Genomic DNA, 20,644 nt, shown 5'->3' on the forward strand with positions numbered 1-20,644 from the left:
TTAATTCTCCTCTATTTTTCTATTGATTTTTCTGCAAAATCAAACACATTTGCCTTTTGTTAGAATTTTTAGAATCTTTAAGAATAGGTAACAATTCTCAAAAAAATTCCTCATAGACACAAAAAGAGCAGCTAAATCTTCCTTTGAAAAAGTTTGATTTAACTGCTGCAAGCCTTGTTTGGACAATATTTCAAACAAGACACACGACAAATAATTTATGCAATTATAGCATAAGTACTAGGAAAAATCAAGGTGAATCATTATTCGCTTGCTCATTAGTTGCTGTTTGCGTTTCTGATGATTGGTTCGTGTTATTAGCTGAAGAACTCGTGCTAGTCCGAGTCGAACTGCTTCGTTGGGTTGAGCTACTTGATGTTGGTGTTTGCGAGCCGATAATTGTATTCCAAGCCTGTGCTCGGTCACTATCTGTCCCCCCAACCATGAAGTTATAGCTCGTTACTGGTGCACCATTTTTAGCCCAATAACTAGTTGTCATCGCACCGCCAACTGTTACTTGGCGCCCATTTACCTGTGTCGTCCCTGCACGTTGACCTGTAGAAGCAACGACGCTAGAAGCAATAACACTACTGTCTAATTCAAATTTTCCTGCGAACATATCCGCATTAACATTGTAAAGAGCATCAACCATATGGGCCACATATTGTGAATTATTGTGGTAGCCAGTCCAGACATACATTTCTGAGTTATCATCATTCCCAGCCCATGTACCTAAAGTTACTCTAGGAGATGATAGCATGAGCCACACGTCATTGACTTCATTACTTGTTCCCGTCTTACCGACGAAATCAGACGATGCTGCCTGTGGGTTTAAACCACTCAATCGACTCTTGAACGTCGTAGTATACCCAGAGTTGACAACCTGTCTCAAAAGCTGGTTCATGATACTTGCAGTTGCTTTAGAATAGACTTGAACCGGAGCAGCTTCATGCTGATACACTACTGTTCCATCAGAGGCAGTAATGCTTTCAACAATGTAATGTTTATTATAAACACCACCATTTGCCAAAGTTTGGTAGGCATTGGTATTTGTCAATACTGAAATTTCAACACCACCGCCCAACGGTACACTTTCAATATCATACATAGGAATATGATAATTCATTTTATCCATGTACGCTTTGGCATCTACACCTGCATTTCTCATCATCTTATAGGTCCAAAAAGCAGGAATGTTAACAGAACGGTCAATAGCCGTCTGTAAGTTCATCATGCCAGTACCACGTCCTGAACCATACATAATCGGTTGTCCACTTGAAAAGTTCGTTGGATAATCTGAAAGGATGCTGGCAGAACCTATCAAACCTTGATCAATCGCAATACCATAAGCTAACAGAGGCTTGATGGTTGAAGCTGGCGAACGAAGAGTATCAAAGGCATGGTTATTTTGGTTGGTTGCATAATCGCGACCACCCACAAATCCTAAAATGGCTCCTGTGGCATTATCAATTAACACACTACCTGTCTCGACATATTCGTTTCCATCATCCAAAACAGATCCATAGTTTGCCACAACAGACTGCATCGCCGCATAGATTCCTTGATCAACTGTACTCTTAATCGTATAGCCGCCTTGACTCAATTCTTGCTTAGCCAATTCTTCATAGGAAGCCTTAGTTTCATCGTTTTTCAAGTCATTTCCAGAAACCTTATCGCGTTTTACAAGATAATCAAACATAACCTCTTGCGCTTCTTCCATGACCTCGTAGTAGAGATAATCTTTCGTATCCGCCATTACAGGAGCTGGAGCAATAAAATCTTGTTTAATATCGTAAGCTTTGTAGGTTTCGTATTCTTCCTTGGTCAAGAATGACGCCCGATACATATTAAAGAGAACATCTTGATAGCGTTCAATACCGTAAACCATATCTTCATCTGATTTACGTGTTCCATCTGATGCATAGGGAGAATAAACAATCGGACTTTGCGGTAAGCCTGCAATAAAAGCAGCCTGCGGAACAGTCAAGTCTTTCGCTGGTTTACCAAAAATTCCTTGAGCCGCAGCTTCTACCCCTGCAATATTTCGTCCCTGATTATTTCGACCAAATGGAGAAACATTTAGGTAAATGGTTAAAATCTCTTCCTTGGTCATATTCCGCTCTAATGCCAAAGCCGAAACGATCTCATTAGCCTTACGCGTAAAGGTTGGAGCATCTCCGACAAGTTGCTGTTTTATCAATTGCTGCGTCAAGGTTGAACCACCGCTAGATGAACCTAGACCAACTGATCCCAGTGCCGCACGCAAAACAGCCTTAGGCACAACCCCATTGTGGGTTTCAAATGTTTCATCCTCTGTCGCAATTACAGCCTGTTTTAGATAATTAGAGACCTCTTCCGAAGTAATGGGTACACGAAGCAAATCTGAATTAACTTCCGACACCAAGCTACCATCCGAATAGGTAACGGTGGAAATCCGACTAACTTCTGAAACCTTCGCTACCAGTTCCTCTGTTTTGGGAATCTTAACGTCATCGAAAAGACTAACCACGAAACCAATTCCTATACCCGCACCAAAAAGACCGAATAGGAAGACCAAGACTGCTACTGAATTGAATAATAATTTCAGCGTCCGAAGGAAAACTCCCACTGCATCCCCTAAGCCTAGGGCACTGATTTTCTTTTTAAAATCTTGCTTATCTGATTTAGTCGCCATATTAACTCCTTATCGTTCCATTATACCAAATTTTGTTTATTTTCCGCAATTTCATGGTATAATAGGAGAGAATTTTTTAATGGTGAGATGCGGTTTTAGCTTGTAAAAAACTCAAAAACCAAAGCATCTTGTTGAAGGAGAAACGCATGAATATTTTTGAAGAACTAAAAGCACGTGGCTTGGTCTTTCAAACGACTGATGAAGAAGCCCTAGTAAAAGCATTAACAGAAGGGCAAGTATCCTATTATTCTGGCTACGACCCAACTGCCGACAGCCTGCATTTGGGGCATTTGGTACCAATCCTCGTCTGCCGTCACTTGCAATTAGCAGGGCACAAACCTTACGCTCTAGTTGGTGGAGCTACTGGTCTGATTGGCGACCCTTCCTTCAAGGATGCGGAGCGCAGCTTGCAGACCAAAGACACCGTGGACGGTTGGGTAACAAAAATCCAAGGTCAACTGTCTCGCTTCTTGGATTTTGAAAATGGTGGCAATAAGGCTGAAATGGTCAACAACTACGACTGGTTCTCAGACATCAGCTTTATCGACTTCCTCCGTGATGTTGGTAAATACTACACAGTCAACTACATGATGAGCAAGGACTCTGTGAAAAAACGGATTGAAACAGGGATTTCCTACACCGAGTTTGCTTACCAAATCATGCAGGGTTATGACTTCTACGAGCTCAATGACAAGCACAATGTGACCTTGCAAATCGGTGGTTCTGACCAGTGGGGCAACATGACCGCAGGTACTGAATTGCTTCGCCGCAAGGCTGACAAGTCTGGTCACGTCATGACTGTTCCCCTCATTACCGACTCAACAGGTAAGAAGTTTGGTAAGTCAGAGGGCAATGCTGTTTGGCTCGATGCCGACAAGACTTCACCGTATGAAATGTACCAATTCTGGCTCAATGTCATGGACGACGATGCCGTTCGTTTCTTGAAAATCTTTACTTTCTTGTCATTAGATGAGATTGCTGAGATTGAAGAAAAATTTGACGCTGCCCGTCATGAACGCCTAGCTCAGAAGATTTTGGCTAAGGAAGTCGTGACATTGGTCCACGGTGAAGAAGCCTATAACCAAGCCCTTAACATCACCGAGCAATTGTTCGCTGGCAACATCAAAAACCTATCCGCAAAAGAACTCAAACAGGGCCTCAGCAATGTTCCAAACTACGCTGTCCAGGCTGAAGACAACCTTAACATCGTTGAACTATTGGTGACCTCTGGTATTGTCACTTCAAAACGCCAAGCTCGCGAAGACGTAGCAAATGGTGCCATCTATGTCAACGGTGAGCGTGTGCAAGACTTGGACTACACTCTATCTGACAGCGACAAAATCGACGGCGAGTTGACGGTTATCCGCCGTGGGAAGAAAAAATATTCGGTGCTGACTTATTAAGCGATGAAAAATACTAAACAAAATCCTAAAAATCAAGAATTTTTGACTGATTACTTTGAGCAAATGGCTCAGGAAGCCAGTCTTTTGCATCCCGAGTTAGAGCATTTGTCCGCCGAGGAACGTCAAACATTTTTGGACCAACTCTATCGTGAGGATGAGACACGTCGTGCCAAACGCCTAAAGGAGCATCTGGAGGTGTTCTCCGACGCAGTGATTGGAATCATCATCACTCTGATGCTGCTGGAAATTCCTTTGCCGAGTGACACTGTTGATACACATCACTTTTTCACCGGCATCCTCATCTTCTTCGTCTCCTTTTTCATCGTGGCGGATTTTTGGTATGATAACCACAAGATTCTGGGGCAGATTGAGCACGCAACCAGCAAAATCTTAATTGTTCAATTTAACTTCATGGCAACGCTGGCCCTCATTCCCCTCTTTACTCGGTGGATGATGGAAGGCATCACCACCACGGCTGTTGTTGGTTATGGGGTCGTGACCATTGCAGTCAATCTTTGTCAATCCATTTTGAATTACTTTGTCCTACAAGAAAAGTTTGCCGGAACAACATATACAAAGCAGTTTGTTTCCATGGCACACTTGCGGCAATTGGTGACTGTTGCCCTTTTCAATCTTCTTGTCATCCTATTTGCTTATTTCAATCCGACGCTTGCCTTTTATTTCTACATTTTACGGCCAATTGTATCCTTCCTCGGAGCTGCCTTCTTTGAAAAGAAACGCGCACAACGTCGTGAAAAAATGGCAGTTAGAGTAAATCGCATATAATTCCCAAGGAAATCCTATGTGATTTCCTTTTCTGCTAACCTAGGAGAAAAGACATGACCTGCATTTTTTGCCACCAACTCAAAGAAGAAGATATTCTCTACCAGACGGAACGTTTCAAGGTCGTCTGGGATATTGACCCTGTCCAAACGGGGCATCTACTGATTATCAGCAAGGAACACTATGACACGCTCAGCCAAATCCCTTCTGCTGTTCGCTATGAGCTATCGGACTTGGAAGTCTTCTTGACTGATAAACTCTGTCAAGCATTGACAATTGACGGTGTGACCATAGCCTGCAACGATCGCTTGTTTGATGCTGGCACTCATTTCCATGTCCATCTCATCCCACGCTTTCGATCAGACGGCTTCTGGGACCAAATTTCACTTGCACAAGTTCAACTGGACCTGCATAGATTTCTCAAAGCATTATAAAAAGCAGCCCGACGGCTGCTTTTTCGCTTATATCAATTCTTCTACTTCATAGATAGTATCTTCCAAAGCCTCTTGATAACCTTCCAAGTCGTAGGTCACAGAAGTCTCTACCTCCGCCAACTGCTCTTCCAGCTGGATTTTCACCTCTTCCACCCCATCCAAGTCCAAGAGGTGATTGGTCACATGCTTGACACAGTTTTGGCACGATAAGTTTTTCAATTTCAAAGTTTGTTTCATATTTGTTCTCCTTTTGCATGATGCCCACAGGTACATTGACCAGCCAAGCACCGACAAGCGATTTGCTCGGGTGCAGTCCTTTGTAGCTGAGAGATTTTACTGGCTATATTTTCTAAGCTTTTTTGGGAAAATGTCCCTGTGTCTAGCAGTTTTTCAACCAGTTGCCCCTGTTTTGTGGAACATATGGTAGCTAGTAAGAGCTCCACCTGCCCCTGCAAATGTTCCTCTTCACTGATCAGCGGGTAGTAGTGGTACTTGCTAGTTTCCTTAGCCATTCTCAAATAATTTTTCTTCCGCAGCCGCCCTAAAAGTGTCTTAATGGTCGTCGCCTGCCAATCAAAGCCTTCCTGCAAAGCCTGAATAATTTCCTGAGAAGTTTCACCAGGATGGGCCCACAGGACCCGCATGACCTGCCACTCCGCAGCAGAAATTGTCTGCTCCACACATTCACCTCCCAACAATCATTTTCTAAGTTTAGTTTACATTTGTAGTCAAAAATTGTCAAGAAGAAAGACTGAACATCTTGCCCAGTCTTCTCATTATTCTTAGTGAGCCAGCATTTCCTGACCAATTTCCAAACCAGTCAAACCAACAGGGTAGTATGTCGGCCAGTTTTCCAACTCTTCCAAGAGTTTTTCTTGGCTCTCTCCACCAAAATAGATATGGAAGTGACCTGTTTTAACAGGGGCAATATTGTGGTCGCTAAATTGAACATACTTATAGTTACCAGCATTTGCATCCGTTGCTTCAAACAAGAAACGAACACCACGATTTCCTTTTTTGTAGGTCAAAATCTTATAACCCACATACTTATACGTGAATTTTTCTTTCTTATCTCCCACTACAAATTCCATGGTATTATCTGTAATGTTAATTTGATCAACATCTGTTTTGTAGCCTGTATCGTAATAAGCCTTGTACTCTTCAGCTGTCATACCACCTTTGATCTTAGCCTTGTAATCCCAGACCTGATCTAGTGTACCATCAAGCAAGTATGGATAAACAGATTGCCACTCACCTGCATAATCTGAAAGAGTACGATCTTTTACGGCACTATCTTCAAAATAACCATTATAAACAGTTTGCGCAGTCTCAGCACCTTCTTCTGGCAAAATTTCAGAACCTTCTTGGGAAGTTGTTTTTTCAAGGGCAGTCAGATTATCTTCCATAACAGAAATATAATCCTTACCATTTTTCATATCCTCATCCGTCAAACTTTCAAGAGGATTAAGAACGTCCAACTGAACCCCAGTCTCTTTAGCAAGTGTTTCTGCAACAGATTTTGACGCATTTTCTTCAAAATAGATATACTTAATACCATATTTATTGATATACTCTGTCAATTCTGCTAGACGTGATGGAGTCGAATCCTCATCTGCAGCAACACCTGTAATAGAAACTTGTTTCAAACCATAGTCCAAAGCCAAATATGCAAATGCAGTATGTTGTGTAACAAAGTATTTCTGTTTCGCAGCAGATAATGTTTCAGAATATTTCATATCTAAAGCATCTAATTTCTCAATATAGGCTGCCGCATTTGTTTCAAAAGCATCTTTCTTTTCTGGATATTTTGCTACCAAACTATCACGGATATTTTCTACAAGTGTGATGGCACGCTCAGGAGACAACCATACATGCGGATCATAAGCATGGCTATGCCCCTCCTCACTATGGTCGTGATCCTCACCTTCTTCACTACCTGGCAACAAGAGCATCCCTTCCGTCGCACTAATCACATTAACCTTTGTTGTATCAAGTGATTTTTCAACATCATGAACCCATGTTTCCATATTTTCATTTTCATAAACAAAAGCATCTGCCTCTTGGATACGAGCAATATCTTTAGCTGACGGCTCATAACCATGAACCTCTGTCCCAGCCTTAACCAACAGATCAACATTTGCCTCATCACCTGCCACCTGCTTGGTGAACTCATAAACAGGATAAAAGGTCGTTACTATATTCAACTTCTCATCTTCAGAAGCTGTGCTATTGCCACAAGCCCCCAAAAGCAAAGCTGAGACAGACAAGAATAATAAACCAACTTTTTTCATCTTAACTCCTTATTTTTTAAATTTTTGAACAACATTCACCAGTAAGAAAATACTAATGAAAATCAAGGTAATACTTGCACTCGCCGGGGTTTCTGCATAGTAAGAAGTCAACAAGCCCATGACCATTCCAAAAAAGCCAATGCCCATCCCAGTAAAGATAACAGCTTTAAAACTCTTACCAAGTCGCAATGCAATAGAAGCAGGCAAAACCATAATTGTTGAAACCAGCAAAGCACCTGCCGCAGGAATCATTAGGGCTATAGCAACACCAGTCACCACATTGAAGGCAATAGACATAGCTCGCACAGGCAACCCATCTACAAATGCCGTATCCTCATCAAAAGTAAGAATATACATCGGACGTAAAAACAGCAATGTCAGCACAATGACAATCACAGCAATCGTAAACAAAGCAATTACCTGCTCCTGACTAATCGTCACAATCGAGCCAAACAGATATTGTTCCAGGCTAAGCCCTGATTTCCCACCAGATTTATTCATGACAATAAGCGAAATAGCCAAACCAGTCGACATGAGGATAGCCGTCCCAATTTCCATAAAATTCTTGTAAATTGTCCGCAAATACTCTAAAAATACAGCTGCCACAATAACGACAAGAACAGTCGAAAGCGTTGGTGAAATCCCCAATACCAAACCAAATGCAACCCCCGCCAACGAAACATGACTAAGAGTATCCGACATCAAACTCTGTCGTCTGAGTATCAAAAAGACCCCCAAAATAGGCGAGAACAGACTCATCGCAATGATTGCCAGGAAAGCACGTTGCATAAAATCATAATGAAATACAGATAGATCAAACATCGGCAACCTCCTCATCCGCTTCATGAACATTGAAACAACGCCAAGGAGACTGCTGATCACGAACCAAGTGAATGTTTCGATCAGCATACCTATTCAGCTCATCAGGATCATGAGTTATCATCAGAACCGACTTTCCATGCTTCTTAGCCGAATGATGCATGAGCTGGTAAAAAGCATCCTTGGTCCCTGCATCCATCCCTGTTGTCGGTTCATCCAGAATAAAAATATCTGGATCAGAGGCAAACATACGCGCAATGACAGCACGTTGCTTCTGCCCACCACTCAAGGCACCTAAGCGCTTATCCCGATGTTCCCACATTCCAACTGATTCCAAACTAATCCGAACATGTTCCTCATCATGGGCTGTCAAACGACGAAACCAACCTTGTCGAGGATAACGCCCTGATTTTACAAATTCGTAAACCGTGCTCGGAAAACCAGCATTAAAACTTGCAATTTGCTGAGGTAAATAGGCCATTCTTAACTTCTTACCTTTTATACTCTTCTCAGCAATAGAAACCCTCCCTTGTTTGGGCTTCAATATCCCCAAAGTCGCCTTAATGAGGGTTGTCTTGGCTGCGCCATTCTCACCAGTCAAAGTCACAAATTCCCCACTATCAAGATAATAATGAATATGTTCTAAAACCGGTTCTTTGTCGTAGTAAAACGACAAGTCTTCCACAGTAATATATCTCATTTATTTTCTAATCTTCTCCACTAACTCACTTAAGAATCGAGCAATTGACTCCTGCTCTTCGAGACTATAATTTTCCAAAAGCTCTTCATAAGCTTCCAAGGTATGCGCGTGATGATGAGCATGCTCTGCAGCAATAGGCTTAGCAGCCTCAGTCAAACTAAAGCGAACAATACGAGCATCCTTATCATCTCTAACCGCCACCAATAACCCCTGAGCAACTAATGACTTTGTAGCCTTCGTGATCGCAGCCTGACTGACATTCAACTCCTTAGCAATCTCAGTATTAGTATATGCAGCCTTTTCAATAAGCATCAAAATATGCTCCTGCGTATTCGTCAACTTCACCGTGCTTTGACAAGAACCAACCAAAATCTCCAATTGATTCTCTGAACTCAACACAATCTCATGCAGGTACTTCTCAATTTCTAATGCAATACGATTCATAGGCATCCCCTTAACCTTTTAATTAACTTGTTAAGTATACCACATAGAAAATAAAAAAACAAGGAAAATTTACTGAAAAAGAGTAGATCTATCCGTCTAAAAATTGAAGGCTATGAGCACGTCCAAATCCACCAGGTGTTACACTTGTAACAAAAGCTCCGCTAAATTTTGTTGTCGATGAACTACTAGATGATGAAATAGAACGAGTCCAATATTCATTCGTAATATGGGCGTAATTCTGGTTGTAATCGCCTGCCCATGTATTGATTGACATGCTGAAAATGTTCCGATATAACTGAGTCATGGTGGTAGTTTTAGTGGAGATGAATGCAATCCCCTCCGAGTTGTAACTTACATTATTATTGCCATCATTTTTTAATGCTGTATAGCTGTGATCACCAGTATTATCATTTTCAGCTGTATAATTTTTGGCAATTTGCATAGCAGCTTGTACAGCATCTTTTGTGACAATCACATCTTCGTTGTTTGAACCCCAAATTTGCTTACGCACAGCATTTTCAATATAAACATAGTATTGAGATAATGCTGTTACTTGCTCTTCTGTTAAGTTTGAAGGGTCAACAATGGTTGTATCAATTGGAGTTACCATTGTTTTAGTATAGCCAACCATATCGGTTGTATACCATGTATTGACTGCATTAAACAAGGCATCTTTATTGCTTTGAGACTCATCCTTCGCAAATGCCTTATAAGCATCAATAACATCTTGTGACAGTTTTGGTGTTGTTAAGTTATCAAAAGCTGCGATGTTAGCTGTCAACTCTGCCACTTTGTTGTTGGTAGCTGTTTTTGCGTCTGCTTTAGTTTTCGCATCAGCCTGTGCTTGTGCAAGAGCTCCAGTTGTTTGCTTAGCAGTCGCTTGTTGTTGCGCTTGTGTTTCAGTATGGCTTGCAATGTCGCTGGCCTTTTTAGCATCTGCGGCTTGGGCTGTTGCAAGGTCGCTTTGTGCCTTGGTTTCGGCTGCTTTAGCAACTTCAAGGTCACTTGCAGCAGCGTCACATTCTGCGATAATTGTCTCTTTACCTGTGCCATCTAGAACTGCTTGTGCATTATCCACAGCTGTTTGAGCATTATCCACAACAGTCTCTTGAGCGTCAATGGCCACTTTGTCACTATTTACTTTAGCTTGTGCATCATCGGCTTTTGCTTGTGCTTCAGCTGTGTTTTCGGCGGCTTTAGTAGCCTTGCTTTCAGCTTCTGAAATAGCTGTTTGCGTATCAGCCACCCTTGTTTCAGCTTTCGCAATGTTCTCATCCCTTGCTTCGGCCTTGTTTGTTTCAGCCTCTGCAACCACTTCATTGGCCCTTTTAACCACGTTTGCGGCATTTTCTTCGGCAACACTCGCATCCACCACCACAGCAGTCTGATCAGTTACAGCCTGGCCAGCAGCAGTCTTAATAGTAGCCGCCTGATTAACCGTTGCTTCAGTCGGTGTTTCTGTTACAACAGCAGTACCATTGGTCACGATAACACCTGATACCGTCTCAATACCTACACTAGCTGTCAGAGACACCTCAGGGCTCTCTACAGGGCTTGTAGGGGTATTTACAGCTTCTTCAGCATGCACACCATTTGCAATTACAAATGAGCTAAGAGTCGCTACTCCAATAGCTGTGCTCTTTATCAGTTTCTTGCCCATCAATTGAATCTCCTTTTTTAGCAATTAGGAAAGGCTTGGCTGTAAAGTCAAGTCTTGTTATACTAATATAACAAGCAATTTGTCAAGTATTTTGTGTAATATTTTCATTTTTTTGTCAAAAAAAGATCTAAAATTTTTACATACTTTTCCAAGTCAACAAGAGATAAGAAGAACAGCCCCATGAAAGCTTGTCATCAGCCCAAAGGAAAACTGAAAGCATTATTTTCCATGCCCAAATTAATCAACACCTTAAATACAGGAAACAACTGTAGCAATTTTCAGAAGCCCACCTTCCCATTATCAACATAATAAAGTAGAAGTACTATAGCAAATCTAACATTACTACAATATCAGAAAAAATTTGAGCCTAAAACCACCCTACCCACCAGACAAAGCAAAAAAAGAAACGCTGATAAAACAACGTTTCTTCATAAACTATACCGGCGGCCGGGGTCGAACCGGCACGTCCTTGCGGACACTGGATTTTGAGTTTGGCACTCGAAGTTTTAATAGGATGAAAACCGATAAAATCGGCATTATAAGTAACTACTTCTATCAAAAAAATGGTAGATTTTTTTATTTTTAGTAACTTTTTAGGATTTACTTTTCTTCAATTTATCCATTATTTCCTTACTCAACTGATTAAGTTCCTCGTCTGTTCCAAGTTCTTCTCCAAACAGCTTACTGAAAGTAAAAGATTTATAAACTTTATCACGACTTTCCTCAGTACCATCATCAAGTAATTTCAGATAATATTTAAAATCTCTAACTGCTCTTTGCTTTACTGTCTCAAAATCTTCATCTTCAGTAACTGAATAATTAACAGGTCTCCATTCCTCAACCCATTGGATTACATCATCCCAATATCCCATTTTGTCTCACTTTCCAATTATTATTTTACTATGTGTTGAAAACGAAAATTCTTCCAACGGACTATAGATACCCTGTATTTCCACTATCTTATTTTTATATCCTTCAAATATCTCTTCAATCTGCTGATTAGTATAATCATAATTAGGTTTATAGGCGGTATTTGCTATCGAGTTCATTGTTCCAAACACTTTACTAACTCTTGATTCAGCAATTGTTCTAAAATTATCGTTTTTTTCATTTTCCAATTTTGGAGATGAAAAATGAAACGAAGCAGATAAATTACGTTTTTTTTCATAAAATTCTGTTCTTGAGTTTGAATATTCTACAAAAAACCTTTTTATTTCATTTCCTTTATCTAATAATTTGAAAAACAACTCATTAACTTCCTCATCACTATACTCATAATATCTTGTATTTGATAAATTTCCTATTAGCGACAATGTTTTATAAACTTGTGTCATTCTTCTTTCTACTACAATAACAAAATTATTTGCTTTATCTACTGTTGTCATGTTAGTCCTCCAATTAACTATTATAACACGGTCAATCTTTTTTGTCTAAAATTATGAAATAAACGGTTTAATGGCGACTATTTTCCGCTTGACAATAAATGTATGTAGTGATATTATACAAAGTGTAAATAAAAATTACAGAGACTGTATAGAAAGGAAAGTTTGTCACATGAGTGCTACTCGGGCTTCACCGATAAAATAAAAGTCGTCCCAAACCGTGGAAAAATACCACATGAATACATAGAGAAAAGGAAATAAATTATGTTCCAAACACTAATCGAATTCATCTATTCCGCAACAGATGAACAATTCAAAGCTTTTCAAACAAAAGCTAATGCATTGACAGGAAATGTCACAATCTCCCACAATGTGGCACCTATTACAGATGCCTTGAAAAATCGTTTTGGTCTTAAGACTATCCAATCTGCTTTTGCACGCAAGCTTGCATATGCCTCTGTTCGTCATCATTACAAAGATGGCACTACCATGATGGAGGATATTTTAGATGGTAAAACACGTCGCCGTGCTAATAGTTATAGATAGTAAGTTGGGGACCTTCCCCCGCTTACTATTTAAAAAGGAGTTCGAATATGAAAATATATAAAATGCTGTTCTATCTAAGTTTTATCTGCTTAAGTGTAGCCTTGTTTATCATTAATTTTTTGATAGATATACAGTCCCCTCTATTTGAAACTAGTCACACTATTTTAGCTTTTAGTGGAATAATCTTTTTAATTATTTGTATAGATATGATAATTTCTGAAAGGGATAACAATGAAACTACTAAAACTGAATCAAACAGTACGGGTGAGGTTTAATCCTTATATAATAACCTCTAAAAGATTGTTTTTGAGCAGAATCGGAATGGATTTATTTTTAGGAATGTTATTGATAAACACTTGGGTTTCTCCATGCTCAATCCCTGTTAAATCAGTGCTTTCATTGATATTTATTGGAATGATTTATTCCATCGAAAAAATTTTCAGGTCTACTTTTATTAGAAAAATTCAAAGCGTATTATATGTCAGAGAATCTCTATTTGATATGCTGATTGGCCTAAATTTATACGAAGAAACTGATAATGTAGTAACCAATAGTGCAACATTAAACTTTGAAATCTTGCCCAATAATATTGTAATGGTCGAAGTACCATTGTTTGGGAACAAGTTTTTAAAACTTCTTAAGAACCTAGAAGAGTACCTTATACCAACCTTAGGACTACCTTTAATATCTAAACAAGAAGCCCCTGATTATATTATATACACACTCGGCATAGAGGAAATTAATCAATATGTGTTCAATAGCCAAACATTGACTAGAGATTTTTTTGAAGGCATACCTACACCAATAGTTAAACTATCCAATACTCAGCAATTTAGTCTAAAATCAAATACTAATATGGGTATTTATGGGCGTACAGGCACAGGAAAGACCATAGCTTTACAATGGTTTTTATTCAATGCACTTGCCAAGGGGTGTGGAATTGATAATACCTATCTAGGTATCGTAGATGGTAAGGGAGCTGATTTATTTGCCCTTGGTAAACTTCTTCAAGAAGAATTAGGGGAGCAAATAGCAGTAGGCTCTTCGCCTCAAATGTTAGCAAAATTATCAAGAGAATTTGTTCAGATTATGGGGGAACGTTTTGAAATTATTGAGCGAAACAGCACGCTAAATGCAGATGCTTATGATTTAGGAATGACCCCCAATTTTTTATTTGTTGATGAACTCGCTTCTATCCGTGACAGTTGTGGTTCTAGTAAACAAGGTAAGGAGCTGTGGAATGAAATTCTGCAAAACTTAGGCTTGATTGCACGCAAAGGACGGCAGGCAGGTTGCCACCTCTGCCTTAGTACCCAAGACCCAAATGCAGAGAATATTCCTGTTGAACTTAGAAACCAAATATCAGCAGTTTTGTACCTTGGAAATATAGGGAACGACCGATTGAAAATGGCATTTTCTATGTGTGAACTTGAGAATATACCTACGGTATCAGACAGGAAAGGGGAAGCTCTATTTTTCGCTGATGGAATAAATTCAGTTGAGCCTGTGTTGACAATCGTCCCGTTCGTCGATGTTAAAACAAAACAAGAATTTTTGCGTGTAGTTAAGAATTTATTACCAAATCAATAATTGCGGTCTTTTTCTCTGTTGGAATAGGAATTCTTTTCAATAGAGAAAAAGAGCACACCGACTGCTCCGCAGGAGGTCAAAAGAAAGGAAGTTATCTTATCATGAAATTAAATGATTTTTTGAAACCTGAGCTCCTTGGTAATCGCTTCTTTGCCGTAAAAGGATATACTGAAGTCTTAGATAGAGAAACAAATAAACCAATAGCTTTACGGCTCAATGTATCAATTCAAGATGAAACCTCAGATTTCTTTATGGAAATGATTCAAGTCAAAGTCAACACTTTAACCCCTACTGCTTCTGTTCAAGAAATGGCAAACAACAAGACTTGTCCTGTTGCACTTAAAGATTTGAATGTTGGACAATTCAATGGCAATCTTTGGTTTGCTTGCTCTGATGTCTTACCTGTAACAAAATAGTTGTGATAGAATATATTATAAAATAATAAAGGAGTACCAAAATGCAAATTTTTACTTACAGAGACTTCCTAAAGGATAAAAGTTCCCTAACTTTCGAACAAGCTGAAAAGATTTATGATAACTTAATCAGCTCTGTTAATATACATGACCCTAAATTTCAAGAATACTGGAAAAAATTGATTGAACTTTGTGCCCAATATTCCGAAGCACGTGGAAAATGGTTTACCCTAACTCGAGAAGAACAACATTCTTTTGACGGTGCACGAACTGTTCTTCATAATGACATTAGAAAATTATTATTAGATATCAGAGTATGGATACAGGAACAAAATGGAGATGTATCTTGGTACGCTGAATTTAATGACGATAGAAAACGAATGGGGGATTTTGCTAATTACTTAAATTATGTCTACGCAGTAAATGCAAGATAGGAGAAACCAATGATTGAAGATGTCAACTATTATTCTCAACCTCCTGGAAAATATTCCGATTCAGAATTACAAGCAATAAAAGATTTATTAGAAGTAATGATATTTTTTATTGATGATACTCCTCATACTAATAATAAACGAATTTGGTTTGAGCCACTCAAATATTGGGAAAATACAAATTATATAAGGTTCTCACACCAAATTGACTTTCATTCTTTACATCGTATCGCTGAAGAAGATTTAAGTTGGGAAGGTGGATATAAGTTCACACCACAACAAATTGAAGATATATTAAAGTGGATGCAAACTCAAGAATGGATAAGAAATGAGTAAGAAGTCATTTCAGTAGGAGGTTTTATGTCTAAAATTTATGCCATGTCCGATATTCATGGACATTATGATGAATTTATTGAAAGCCTGTCAAAAGTGGATTTATCTGATACGGACAATCGACTTATATTGCTTGGCGACTACATAGATGGTGGTTCTCAATCTTTTCAAGTTATCTCAAAAATCATCGAACTAGAAAAGAAGTTTCCTGACCAGGTTATCACTTTATTAGGAAATCATGAAGAATACTTTTCTGAGTGGCTATTTGAGGAAGACGGAGCTTCTAAATACACTTCCTATGATACTATAATTAGTTTCATTGGTCAGAATAAGCGAAAAAATATCGTTGATACAGTTATATCAGATTTTTCTCTTTCTGATGAAGAATGCCTAGTCCAAATTAACAAGAAAATAAGAGACTGTGTTACTTCTGAATATCCTGAAATAGTAGATTGGTTTAGAAATAAATATTTTAATTCAGAACGTTTTTATGAGAATGATAATCAAATATTTGTCCATGCTGGAATTGATGAAGAGTTTGGAGAAAATTGGAAATTGTATTCTAATCCTGATATTTTTACTAACAAATTTCCAGCAAGTATTGGATATTTTTATAAGGATATTATTTCAGGACACATTGCTTCTTCAGAGGTTGCAAATGACCCAAGCTATCTTGGGAAAATCTACTATGACCAAAAAAGTCATTATTTTATTGATGGTTGTGTTGGCAAAAGTCATATCATACCCATTCTTTGTTATAATACCGTCACTCAATCATATAACTACTAGGAGGGTTATCTATGCAATATTTTATTGCTGACACTCATTTCTTTCATGAAAATATTATTTTATCTTGTGATAGACCTTTTTCAAATGTGGAAGAAATGAATAACACTATGATTACAAACTGGAATAATAGAATCAAAAATAACGATGATGTGTATATTATTGGAGATATGTTTTTCCGTGCTGATATTAAAGAAATCAATAATACCCTAAAACAACTTAAGGGGAAAAAATATCTGATTCATGGAAATCATGATGATTATATAAATCACCCCGATTTTGATACATTTGAATTTGTATTTATAAAGCCCTACTATACATTTAAACACAACAAAAGAAAATTTATCTTATTCCATTATCCAATACTAGAATGGGAGGGTAAAAAACAAGGAAGTATTCTTTTATACGGTCATGTTCACAATGATTGTCCTGATTACTATTCAAAAGTTTTGGGAAACAATGCGATAAATGTAGGGGTTGATGTAAATGATTTTTGTCCAATAAGTTTAATCGAAATATTAAACAATAATACATAACTACTTCTAATCATGTCCCTAGGCAAAACTGCCGACTGGAGGTCGGCAAGCTGGTAGCGTGTTTAGCGGAGCGGTGCTTAGGATCACATGATAGAAGTAGGGAGGAGCTTTGCTCCTCCTAGTTTATTTATTATATAGACAATCTTTTGGCGAAAGCCAACCAAAAAGGAACTATTTTTTATGACCTCATATAATAAAAAAAATAGTCCGAACTTCTTCCTATATTGAAATTTGGGAATATGAAAAGCCAATATTTTCAAAGGGAAAATCAATTATAGATACTAATACTGAAAACAAGGAAAAATCAAAACGCAGAACATTTGACGAACTAACACCAGAAGAACAAGAACAACGTCTTGAACGCATGAAAAAAACTCGCTTAGAAGCAAAGTGGAACTTACTCCGTCTAGTCGATTGTAACTTTGATGATTCGACTTCTTTTCTTACCTTGACTACTAAAGAAAATATCAGCGAGAGAAACGAATTCAAAGACTTACTCAAAACATTTATCAAACGCTTTAACTATCACATATTTAAAACTAAGAAAAGTCAATTAAGATATATAGCAGTATTAGAAAAGCAAAAACGTGGAGCATGGCATGCTCATATTCTACTTTTCAGCGTTCCCTATATTCCACATAAACAACTATTAGAGCTTTGGGGACACGGAGCAGTACGGATAAATAAGGTTGATGTTGATAGCAAAGAAAATCGTGGCCGATATGTTACTAAGTATTTTGAAAAAGGGATTGGACAAGAATTGTTGGACAATTTCGGTAAGCAAGCCTATTTATCATCACGTAATTTGAAAAAGCCTGATGAAGATAAGTTTTACACCTATGAAGTTTTCAACTATGATAGTTCAGTCGTACTATATGAAACGGAATACACTAGCAAAGTTTATAAAGACGGTCAGTATTTCGATAATCTTGTAAAGTATAAGAAAATAAAATTAGATGATTAAAGGAGTAAGTCTCATGATAGCAACTGTAAATAAAAATGACCTTGTTGCCCTTGGTTTCTCTGAAGGAACTTCTAAACGTATCATCAGACAGGGGAAAGAGCTTCTAATAGCAAGAGGATTTAGAGTATATCAAAATAAGCGTATTGGAACTATCCCTGCTTCTATCGCTACTGAATTACTCGGCTTTGACGTTACTTTAGGTGCTCATCATGACAGTTAAGAAAGCAAAAAATGGAACTTGGACTGTTGATATTTCTGACGGCTTCCACCCAGTTACCAAAAAGCGAATACGAATCATTCGCAAAGGTTTCAAGACCAAGAAAGAAGCTTTAGAGTTAGAACAATATATCCGTGTTGTTGAGTTAAAAGAAAAACGTTTTGATTTTTTGGTAACAACCGATATGCTCTTCGACATACTTGAGGAAGAAGACCGACAAAATAATAGGAAAATCAGCTACATTACCACCCAAAGAAATAACTATGAGCGACATATAAAGCCTTACTTCATAAATACAAACTTAAATAAATTGTCTTATGAGCACATTTTTGAATTTCGAGAGCATCTCAAAATAAAGCCCAAAAAGCAAAACGATAGCTCTACGTTAAGTCATAATACAGTCAATAAAATAATGATACTTCTCAAAAAGATTTTTGATACTGGTGTACGAAAGTCATTGATAGATAAAAATCCTGTTGAAAATCTAAGAAAATTACCTATTAGTAAGCCAACTATAAATTTTTGGGGTATAGAGGAATTTAACGAGTTTAGAAAACTCATTAAAAGTGATGAAATAAGCTATGACCTATTCTTTACAATCGCCTTTTTTACTGGCATGCGAATGGGAGAGATACTTGCATTAAATTGGGATGATATAAACTTAATCACAAATACTATACACATCACGAAAACAGCCTACTTTGTTAACGGTACAAATCACATCAATAACACAAAAACTAGGGCAGGGACTAGACATATTACAATCAATAATAAACTAGCAAGAAGGCTTGCAGATTGGAAAGAAGAACAAGAAAATTTACTCAAAGAATTTACAACAGATATAGGAAGTCTTCAAGTTATTCAAAGCACACCAATACCAATGACAAAGAATATGATTGATAAAAAATTTAAGCAGATACTGACTAGGAACAATAATCTAAAAAAGATACGAATACACGATTTAAGGCACTCTCACGCGTCTTTACTTATCAATCAAGGCGAAGATTATCTAGTCGTAAAAGAACGTCTTGGACATGCCTCTATCACAACTACAATAGATACATACTCTCACTTATACCCTAGCAAACAGAAAAATCTAGCCAGTAAATTAGACGATTTTTTCTAAAATGGAAATTTTTGGCAACTCTGAAAAGGATAATATAAAGAATAAAAAAAGACAAGGCTTAGAAACCTTGTCTTTTAAACTATACCGGCGGCCGGGGTCGAACCGGCACGTCCTTGCGGACACTGGATTTTGAGTCCAGCGCGTCTGCCAATTCCGCCACGCCGGCATATAGTTGAACTGGGGTAGCTGGATTCGAACCAACGCATGAGGGAGTCAAAGTCCCTTGCCTTACCGCTTGGCGATACCCCAATATTAAAATAGGCGAGTGAGGGGAATCGAACCCCCGAATGTCAGAGCCACAATCTGATGTGTTAACCACTTCACCACACCCGCCATATAACACGGGCAGTAGGAATTGAACCCACACTGAAGGTTTTGGAGACCTTAGTTCTACCTTTAAACTATGCCCGTAAAGGTATGGAGAGAGAGGGATTCGAACCCCCGAACCCGAAGGAGCGGATTTACAGTCCGCCGCGTTTAGCCTCTTCGCTATCTCTCCGAAATATAATATTAAATTAATGGCGCGAGACGGAATCGAACCGCCGACACATGGAGCTTCAATCCATTGCTCTACCAACTGAGCTACCGAGCCAAATTCTTAAAGAAATTGCGGGAGCAGGATTTGAACCTACGACCTTCGGGTTATGAGCCCGACGAGCTACCTAGCTGCTCCATCCCGCGATAGTAGTAAGGAGGATGTGGGATTCGAACCCACGCACGCTTTTACACGCCTGACGGTTTTCAAGACCGTTCCCTTCAGCCGGACTTGGGTAATCCTCCAAATATAGTCCGTACGGGATTCGAACCCGTGTTACCGCCGTGAAAAGGCGGTGTCTTAACCCCTTGACCAACGGACCATATAATGGGCACGAGTGGAATCGAACCACCGACCTCACGCTTATCAGGCGTGCGCTCTAACCATCTGAGCTACGCGCCCAAACCAAGTTTGGGTATGAACTATGTTCAAAGCGGGTGACGAGAATCGAACTCGCGACAACAGCTTGGAAGGCTGTAGTTTTACCACTAAACTACACCCGCTTATATGGGAGTTAACGGGATCGAACCGCTGACCCTCTGCTTGTAAGGCAGATGCTCTCCCAGCTGAGCTAAACTCC

The 20,644-nt window shown here is 38.8% G+C and carries 22 protein-coding genes, 12 tRNA genes and 1 pseudogene; 13 read left to right on the forward strand and 22 right to left on the reverse strand.

Going from position 1 to position 20,644, the window contains the following annotated elements:
• Positions 1 to 247: 247 nt before the first annotated feature.
• The gene (pbp1b, locus tag SST62_RS0107665) at positions 248 to 2,671 is read right to left on the reverse strand and encodes a penicillin-binding protein PBP1B (protein ID WP_029186888.1); all 2,424 of its coding nucleotides are present in this window, start codon (positions 2,669 to 2,671) and stop codon (positions 248 to 250) included.
• A 146-nt stretch (positions 2,672 to 2,817) separates the two neighbouring features.
• Here pbp1b and tyrS point away from each other — a divergent pair, with 146 nt between their 5' ends.
• From tyrS to SST62_RS0107680, 3 genes are read left to right on the forward strand one after another with little or no spacing between them, the layout of a single operon-like run.
• Positions 2,818 to 4,074, forward strand: a complete 1,257-nt coding sequence (tyrS, locus tag SST62_RS0107670) for a tyrosine--tRNA ligase (RefSeq protein WP_029186889.1) — start codon at positions 2,818 to 2,820, stop codon at positions 4,072 to 4,074.
• A gap of 3 nt (positions 4,075 to 4,077) precedes the next feature.
• Complete coding sequence (locus SST62_RS0107675) at positions 4,078 to 4,860, forward strand: TMEM175 family protein (protein WP_029186890.1); 783 nt, start codon at positions 4,078 to 4,080, stop codon at positions 4,858 to 4,860.
• A gap of 53 nt (positions 4,861 to 4,913) precedes the next feature.
• Positions 4,914 to 5,291, forward strand: coding sequence for an HIT family protein (locus tag SST62_RS0107680; protein WP_029186891.1), 378 nt, complete (start codon positions 4,914 to 4,916; stop codon positions 5,289 to 5,291).
• Positions 5,292 to 5,318: 27 nt separating this feature from the next.
• Here SST62_RS0107680 and SST62_RS0107685 read toward each other — a convergent pair whose 3' ends face one another.
• The 9 genes from SST62_RS0107685 to SST62_RS0107725 all read right to left on the reverse strand — a co-directional run bounded on the left by SST62_RS0107685 (position 5,319) and on the right by SST62_RS0107725 (position 12,590).
• Positions 5,319 to 5,528, reverse strand: coding sequence for a heavy-metal-associated domain-containing protein (locus tag SST62_RS0107685; protein ID WP_029186892.1), 210 nt, complete (start codon positions 5,526 to 5,528; stop codon positions 5,319 to 5,321).
• A complete protein-coding gene (locus tag SST62_RS0107690) occupies positions 5,525 to 5,971 on the reverse strand; it encodes a CopY/TcrY family copper transport repressor (protein WP_029186893.1) in 447 nt (148 codons plus the stop codon). Before SST62_RS0107690 ends, SST62_RS0107685 begins: the two co-directional genes overlap by 4 nt.
• A gap of 102 nt (positions 5,972 to 6,073) precedes the next feature.
• Positions 6,074 to 7,582 carry a zinc ABC transporter substrate-binding protein AdcA gene (locus SST62_RS0107695; RefSeq protein ID WP_029186894.1) on the reverse strand — a complete coding sequence of 503 codons (1,509 nt, stop codon included), beginning with the start codon at positions 7,580 to 7,582 and terminating at the stop codon, positions 6,074 to 6,076.
• 9 nt (positions 7,583 to 7,591) lie between these two features.
• Positions 7,592 to 8,404 carry a metal ABC transporter permease gene (locus SST62_RS0107700; protein ID WP_002936593.1) on the reverse strand — a complete coding sequence of 271 codons (813 nt, stop codon included), beginning with the start codon at positions 8,402 to 8,404 and terminating at the stop codon, positions 7,592 to 7,594.
• Positions 8,397 to 9,101, reverse strand: a complete 705-nt coding sequence (locus SST62_RS0107705; protein ID WP_024404806.1) for a metal ABC transporter ATP-binding protein — start codon at positions 9,099 to 9,101, stop codon at positions 8,397 to 8,399. Before SST62_RS0107705 ends, SST62_RS0107700 begins: the two co-directional genes overlap by 8 nt.
• Entirely contained in the window at positions 9,102 to 9,545 is a 444-nt protein-coding gene (locus SST62_RS0107710) for a zinc-dependent MarR family transcriptional regulator (RefSeq protein WP_012774904.1), read from the reverse strand.
• An 88-nt stretch (positions 9,546 to 9,633) separates the two neighbouring features.
• A complete protein-coding gene (locus SST62_RS0107715) occupies positions 9,634 to 11,205 on the reverse strand; it encodes an SEC10/PgrA surface exclusion domain-containing protein (protein ID WP_029186895.1) in 1,572 nt (523 codons plus the stop codon).
• A 593-nt stretch (positions 11,206 to 11,798) separates the two neighbouring features.
• The gene (locus SST62_RS0107720; protein WP_029186896.1) at positions 11,799 to 12,077 is read right to left on the reverse strand and encodes a hypothetical protein; all 279 of its coding nucleotides are present in this window, start codon (positions 12,075 to 12,077) and stop codon (positions 11,799 to 11,801) included.
• Positions 12,078 to 12,083: 6 nt separating this feature from the next.
• On the reverse strand, positions 12,084 to 12,590 hold the full coding sequence (locus tag SST62_RS0107725) for a hypothetical protein (protein WP_029186897.1): 507 nt from the start codon (positions 12,588 to 12,590) through the stop codon (positions 12,084 to 12,086).
• 261 nt (positions 12,591 to 12,851) lie between these two features.
• Here SST62_RS0107725 and SST62_RS0107730 point away from each other — a divergent pair, with 261 nt between their 5' ends.
• The 10 genes and pseudogenes from SST62_RS0107730 to SST62_RS0107780 all read left to right on the forward strand — a co-directional run bounded on the left by SST62_RS0107730 (position 12,852) and on the right by SST62_RS0107780 (position 19,529).
• On the forward strand, positions 12,852 to 13,133 hold the full coding sequence (locus tag SST62_RS0107730; protein ID WP_029186898.1) for a hypothetical protein: 282 nt from the start codon (positions 12,852 to 12,854) through the stop codon (positions 13,131 to 13,133).
• A gap of 231 nt (positions 13,134 to 13,364) precedes the next feature.
• On the forward strand, positions 13,365 to 14,723 hold the full coding sequence (locus SST62_RS0107740) for an FtsK/SpoIIIE domain-containing protein (protein ID WP_029186900.1): 1,359 nt from the start codon (positions 13,365 to 13,367) through the stop codon (positions 14,721 to 14,723).
• Positions 14,724 to 14,824: 101 nt separating this feature from the next.
• A complete protein-coding gene (locus SST62_RS0107745) occupies positions 14,825 to 15,139 on the forward strand; it encodes a hypothetical protein (protein ID WP_004195544.1) in 315 nt (104 codons plus the stop codon).
• Positions 15,140 to 15,180: 41 nt separating this feature from the next.
• Positions 15,181 to 15,570: a hypothetical protein gene (locus SST62_RS0107750; protein ID WP_029186901.1), complete on the forward strand. Its 390-nt coding sequence runs from the start codon at positions 15,181 to 15,183 to the stop codon at positions 15,568 to 15,570.
• A 9-nt stretch (positions 15,571 to 15,579) separates the two neighbouring features.
• A complete protein-coding gene (locus tag SST62_RS0107755; RefSeq protein ID WP_029186902.1) occupies positions 15,580 to 15,903 on the forward strand; it encodes a hypothetical protein in 324 nt (107 codons plus the stop codon).
• Between the two features lie 24 nt (positions 15,904 to 15,927).
• A complete protein-coding gene (locus SST62_RS0107760; protein ID WP_029186903.1) occupies positions 15,928 to 16,689 on the forward strand; it encodes a metallophosphoesterase in 762 nt (253 codons plus the stop codon).
• Between the two features lie 11 nt (positions 16,690 to 16,700).
• Positions 16,701 to 17,222 (forward strand): metallophosphoesterase, encoded by a 522-nt coding sequence (locus SST62_RS0107765; RefSeq protein ID WP_029186904.1) that lies wholly within the window; start codon positions 16,701 to 16,703, stop codon positions 17,220 to 17,222.
• A gap of 180 nt (positions 17,223 to 17,402) precedes the next feature.
• Positions 17,403 to 18,186, forward strand: a pseudogene (locus tag SST62_RS01000000111655) (Rep protein).
• A 13-nt stretch (positions 18,187 to 18,199) separates the two neighbouring features.
• A complete protein-coding gene (locus SST62_RS0107775; protein ID WP_029186905.1) occupies positions 18,200 to 18,406 on the forward strand; it encodes a DUF3173 domain-containing protein in 207 nt (68 codons plus the stop codon).
• A complete protein-coding gene (locus tag SST62_RS0107780; RefSeq protein WP_029186906.1) occupies positions 18,396 to 19,529 on the forward strand; it encodes a tyrosine-type recombinase/integrase in 1,134 nt (377 codons plus the stop codon). Before SST62_RS0107775 ends, SST62_RS0107780 begins: the two co-directional genes overlap by 11 nt.
• 82 nt (positions 19,530 to 19,611) lie before the next feature.
• Here SST62_RS0107780 and SST62_RS0107785 read toward each other — a convergent pair.
• The 12 genes from SST62_RS0107785 to SST62_RS0107840 all read right to left on the reverse strand — a co-directional run bounded on the left by SST62_RS0107785 (position 19,612) and on the right by SST62_RS0107840 (position 20,644).
• A tRNA-Leu gene (locus tag SST62_RS0107785) sits at positions 19,612 to 19,695 on the reverse strand.
• 11 nt (positions 19,696 to 19,706) lie between these two features.
• A tRNA-Gln gene (locus tag SST62_RS0107790) sits at positions 19,707 to 19,778 on the reverse strand.
• An 11-nt stretch (positions 19,779 to 19,789) separates the two neighbouring features.
• Positions 19,790 to 19,862, reverse strand: a tRNA-His gene (locus tag SST62_RS0107795).
• Between the two features lie 7 nt (positions 19,863 to 19,869).
• A tRNA-Trp gene (locus SST62_RS0107800) sits at positions 19,870 to 19,940 on the reverse strand.
• Between the two features lie 7 nt (positions 19,941 to 19,947).
• Positions 19,948 to 20,028 (reverse strand) — tRNA-Tyr (locus SST62_RS0107805).
• Between the two features lie 20 nt (positions 20,029 to 20,048).
• Positions 20,049 to 20,121: transfer RNA gene (locus SST62_RS0107810), tRNA-Phe, on the reverse strand.
• Positions 20,122 to 20,136: 15 nt separating this feature from the next.
• A tRNA-Met gene (locus SST62_RS0107815) sits at positions 20,137 to 20,210 on the reverse strand.
• 9 nt (positions 20,211 to 20,219) lie between these two features.
• Positions 20,220 to 20,309, reverse strand: a tRNA-Ser gene (locus tag SST62_RS0107820).
• A 5-nt stretch (positions 20,310 to 20,314) separates the two neighbouring features.
• Positions 20,315 to 20,386 (reverse strand) — tRNA-Glu (locus SST62_RS0107825).
• Positions 20,387 to 20,392: 6 nt separating this feature from the next.
• A tRNA-Ile gene (locus tag SST62_RS0107830) sits at positions 20,393 to 20,466 on the reverse strand.
• Between the two features lie 30 nt (positions 20,467 to 20,496).
• Positions 20,497 to 20,567 (reverse strand) — tRNA-Gly (locus SST62_RS0107835).
• A gap of 5 nt (positions 20,568 to 20,572) precedes the next feature.
• Positions 20,573 to 20,644: transfer RNA gene (locus SST62_RS0107840), tRNA-Val, on the reverse strand.

The sequence above is a fragment of the Streptococcus suis YS56 genome (assembly GCF_000440115.1).
GTDB classification, from domain to species: domain Bacteria; phylum Bacillota; class Bacilli; order Lactobacillales; family Streptococcaceae; genus Streptococcus; species Streptococcus suis_L.

Bases quoted from the DNA above. Each gene is read 5' to 3' on its own strand.
- pbp1b (WP_029186888.1), bottom strand. From the start codon at position 2,671: ATGGCGACTAAATCAGATAAGCAAGATTTTAAAAAGAAAATCAGTGCC.
- SST62_RS0107745 (WP_004195544.1), top strand. From the start codon at position 14,825: ATGAAATTAAATGATTTTTTGAAACCTGAGCTCCTTGGTAATCGCTTC.
- SST62_RS0107765 (WP_029186904.1), top strand. From the start codon at position 16,701: ATGCAATATTTTATTGCTGACACTCATTTCTTTCATGAAAATATTATT.
- SST62_RS0107710 (WP_012774904.1), bottom strand. From the start codon at position 9,545: ATGAATCGTATTGCATTAGAAATTGAGAAGTACCTGCATGAGATTGTG.
- SST62_RS0107685 (WP_029186892.1), bottom strand. From the start codon at position 5,528: ATGAAACAAACTTTGAAATTGAAAAACTTATCGTGCCAAAACTGTGTC.
- tyrS (WP_029186889.1), top strand. From the start codon at position 2,818: ATGAATATTTTTGAAGAACTAAAAGCACGTGGCTTGGTCTTTCAAACG.
- SST62_RS0107695 (WP_029186894.1), bottom strand. From the start codon at position 7,582: ATGAAAAAAGTTGGTTTATTATTCTTGTCTGTCTCAGCTTTGCTTTTG.
- SST62_RS0107750 (WP_029186901.1), top strand. From the start codon at position 15,181: ATGCAAATTTTTACTTACAGAGACTTCCTAAAGGATAAAAGTTCCCTA.
- SST62_RS0107780 (WP_029186906.1), top strand. From the start codon at position 18,396: ATGACAGTTAAGAAAGCAAAAAATGGAACTTGGACTGTTGATATTTCT.
- SST62_RS0107725 (WP_029186897.1), bottom strand. From the start codon at position 12,590: ATGACAACAGTAGATAAAGCAAATAATTTTGTTATTGTAGTAGAAAGA.
- SST62_RS0107755 (WP_029186902.1), top strand. From the start codon at position 15,580: ATGATTGAAGATGTCAACTATTATTCTCAACCTCCTGGAAAATATTCC.
- SST62_RS0107760 (WP_029186903.1), top strand. From the start codon at position 15,928: ATGTCTAAAATTTATGCCATGTCCGATATTCATGGACATTATGATGAA.
- SST62_RS0107715 (WP_029186895.1), bottom strand. From the start codon at position 11,205: ATGGGCAAGAAACTGATAAAGAGCACAGCTATTGGAGTAGCGACTCTT.
- SST62_RS0107730 (WP_029186898.1), top strand. From the start codon at position 12,852: ATGTTCCAAACACTAATCGAATTCATCTATTCCGCAACAGATGAACAA.
- SST62_RS0107700 (WP_002936593.1), bottom strand. From the start codon at position 8,404: ATGTTTGATCTATCTGTATTTCATTATGATTTTATGCAACGTGCTTTC.
- SST62_RS0107705 (WP_024404806.1), bottom strand. From the start codon at position 9,101: ATGAGATATATTACTGTGGAAGACTTGTCGTTTTACTACGACAAAGAA.
- SST62_RS0107675 (WP_029186890.1), top strand. From the start codon at position 4,078: ATGAAAAATACTAAACAAAATCCTAAAAATCAAGAATTTTTGACTGAT.
- SST62_RS0107740 (WP_029186900.1), top strand. From the start codon at position 13,365: ATGAAACTACTAAAACTGAATCAAACAGTACGGGTGAGGTTTAATCCT.
- SST62_RS0107775 (WP_029186905.1), top strand. From the start codon at position 18,200: ATGATAGCAACTGTAAATAAAAATGACCTTGTTGCCCTTGGTTTCTCT.
- SST62_RS0107680 (WP_029186891.1), top strand. From the start codon at position 4,914: ATGACCTGCATTTTTTGCCACCAACTCAAAGAAGAAGATATTCTCTAC.
- SST62_RS0107720 (WP_029186896.1), bottom strand. From the start codon at position 12,077: ATGGGATATTGGGATGATGTAATCCAATGGGTTGAGGAATGGAGACCT.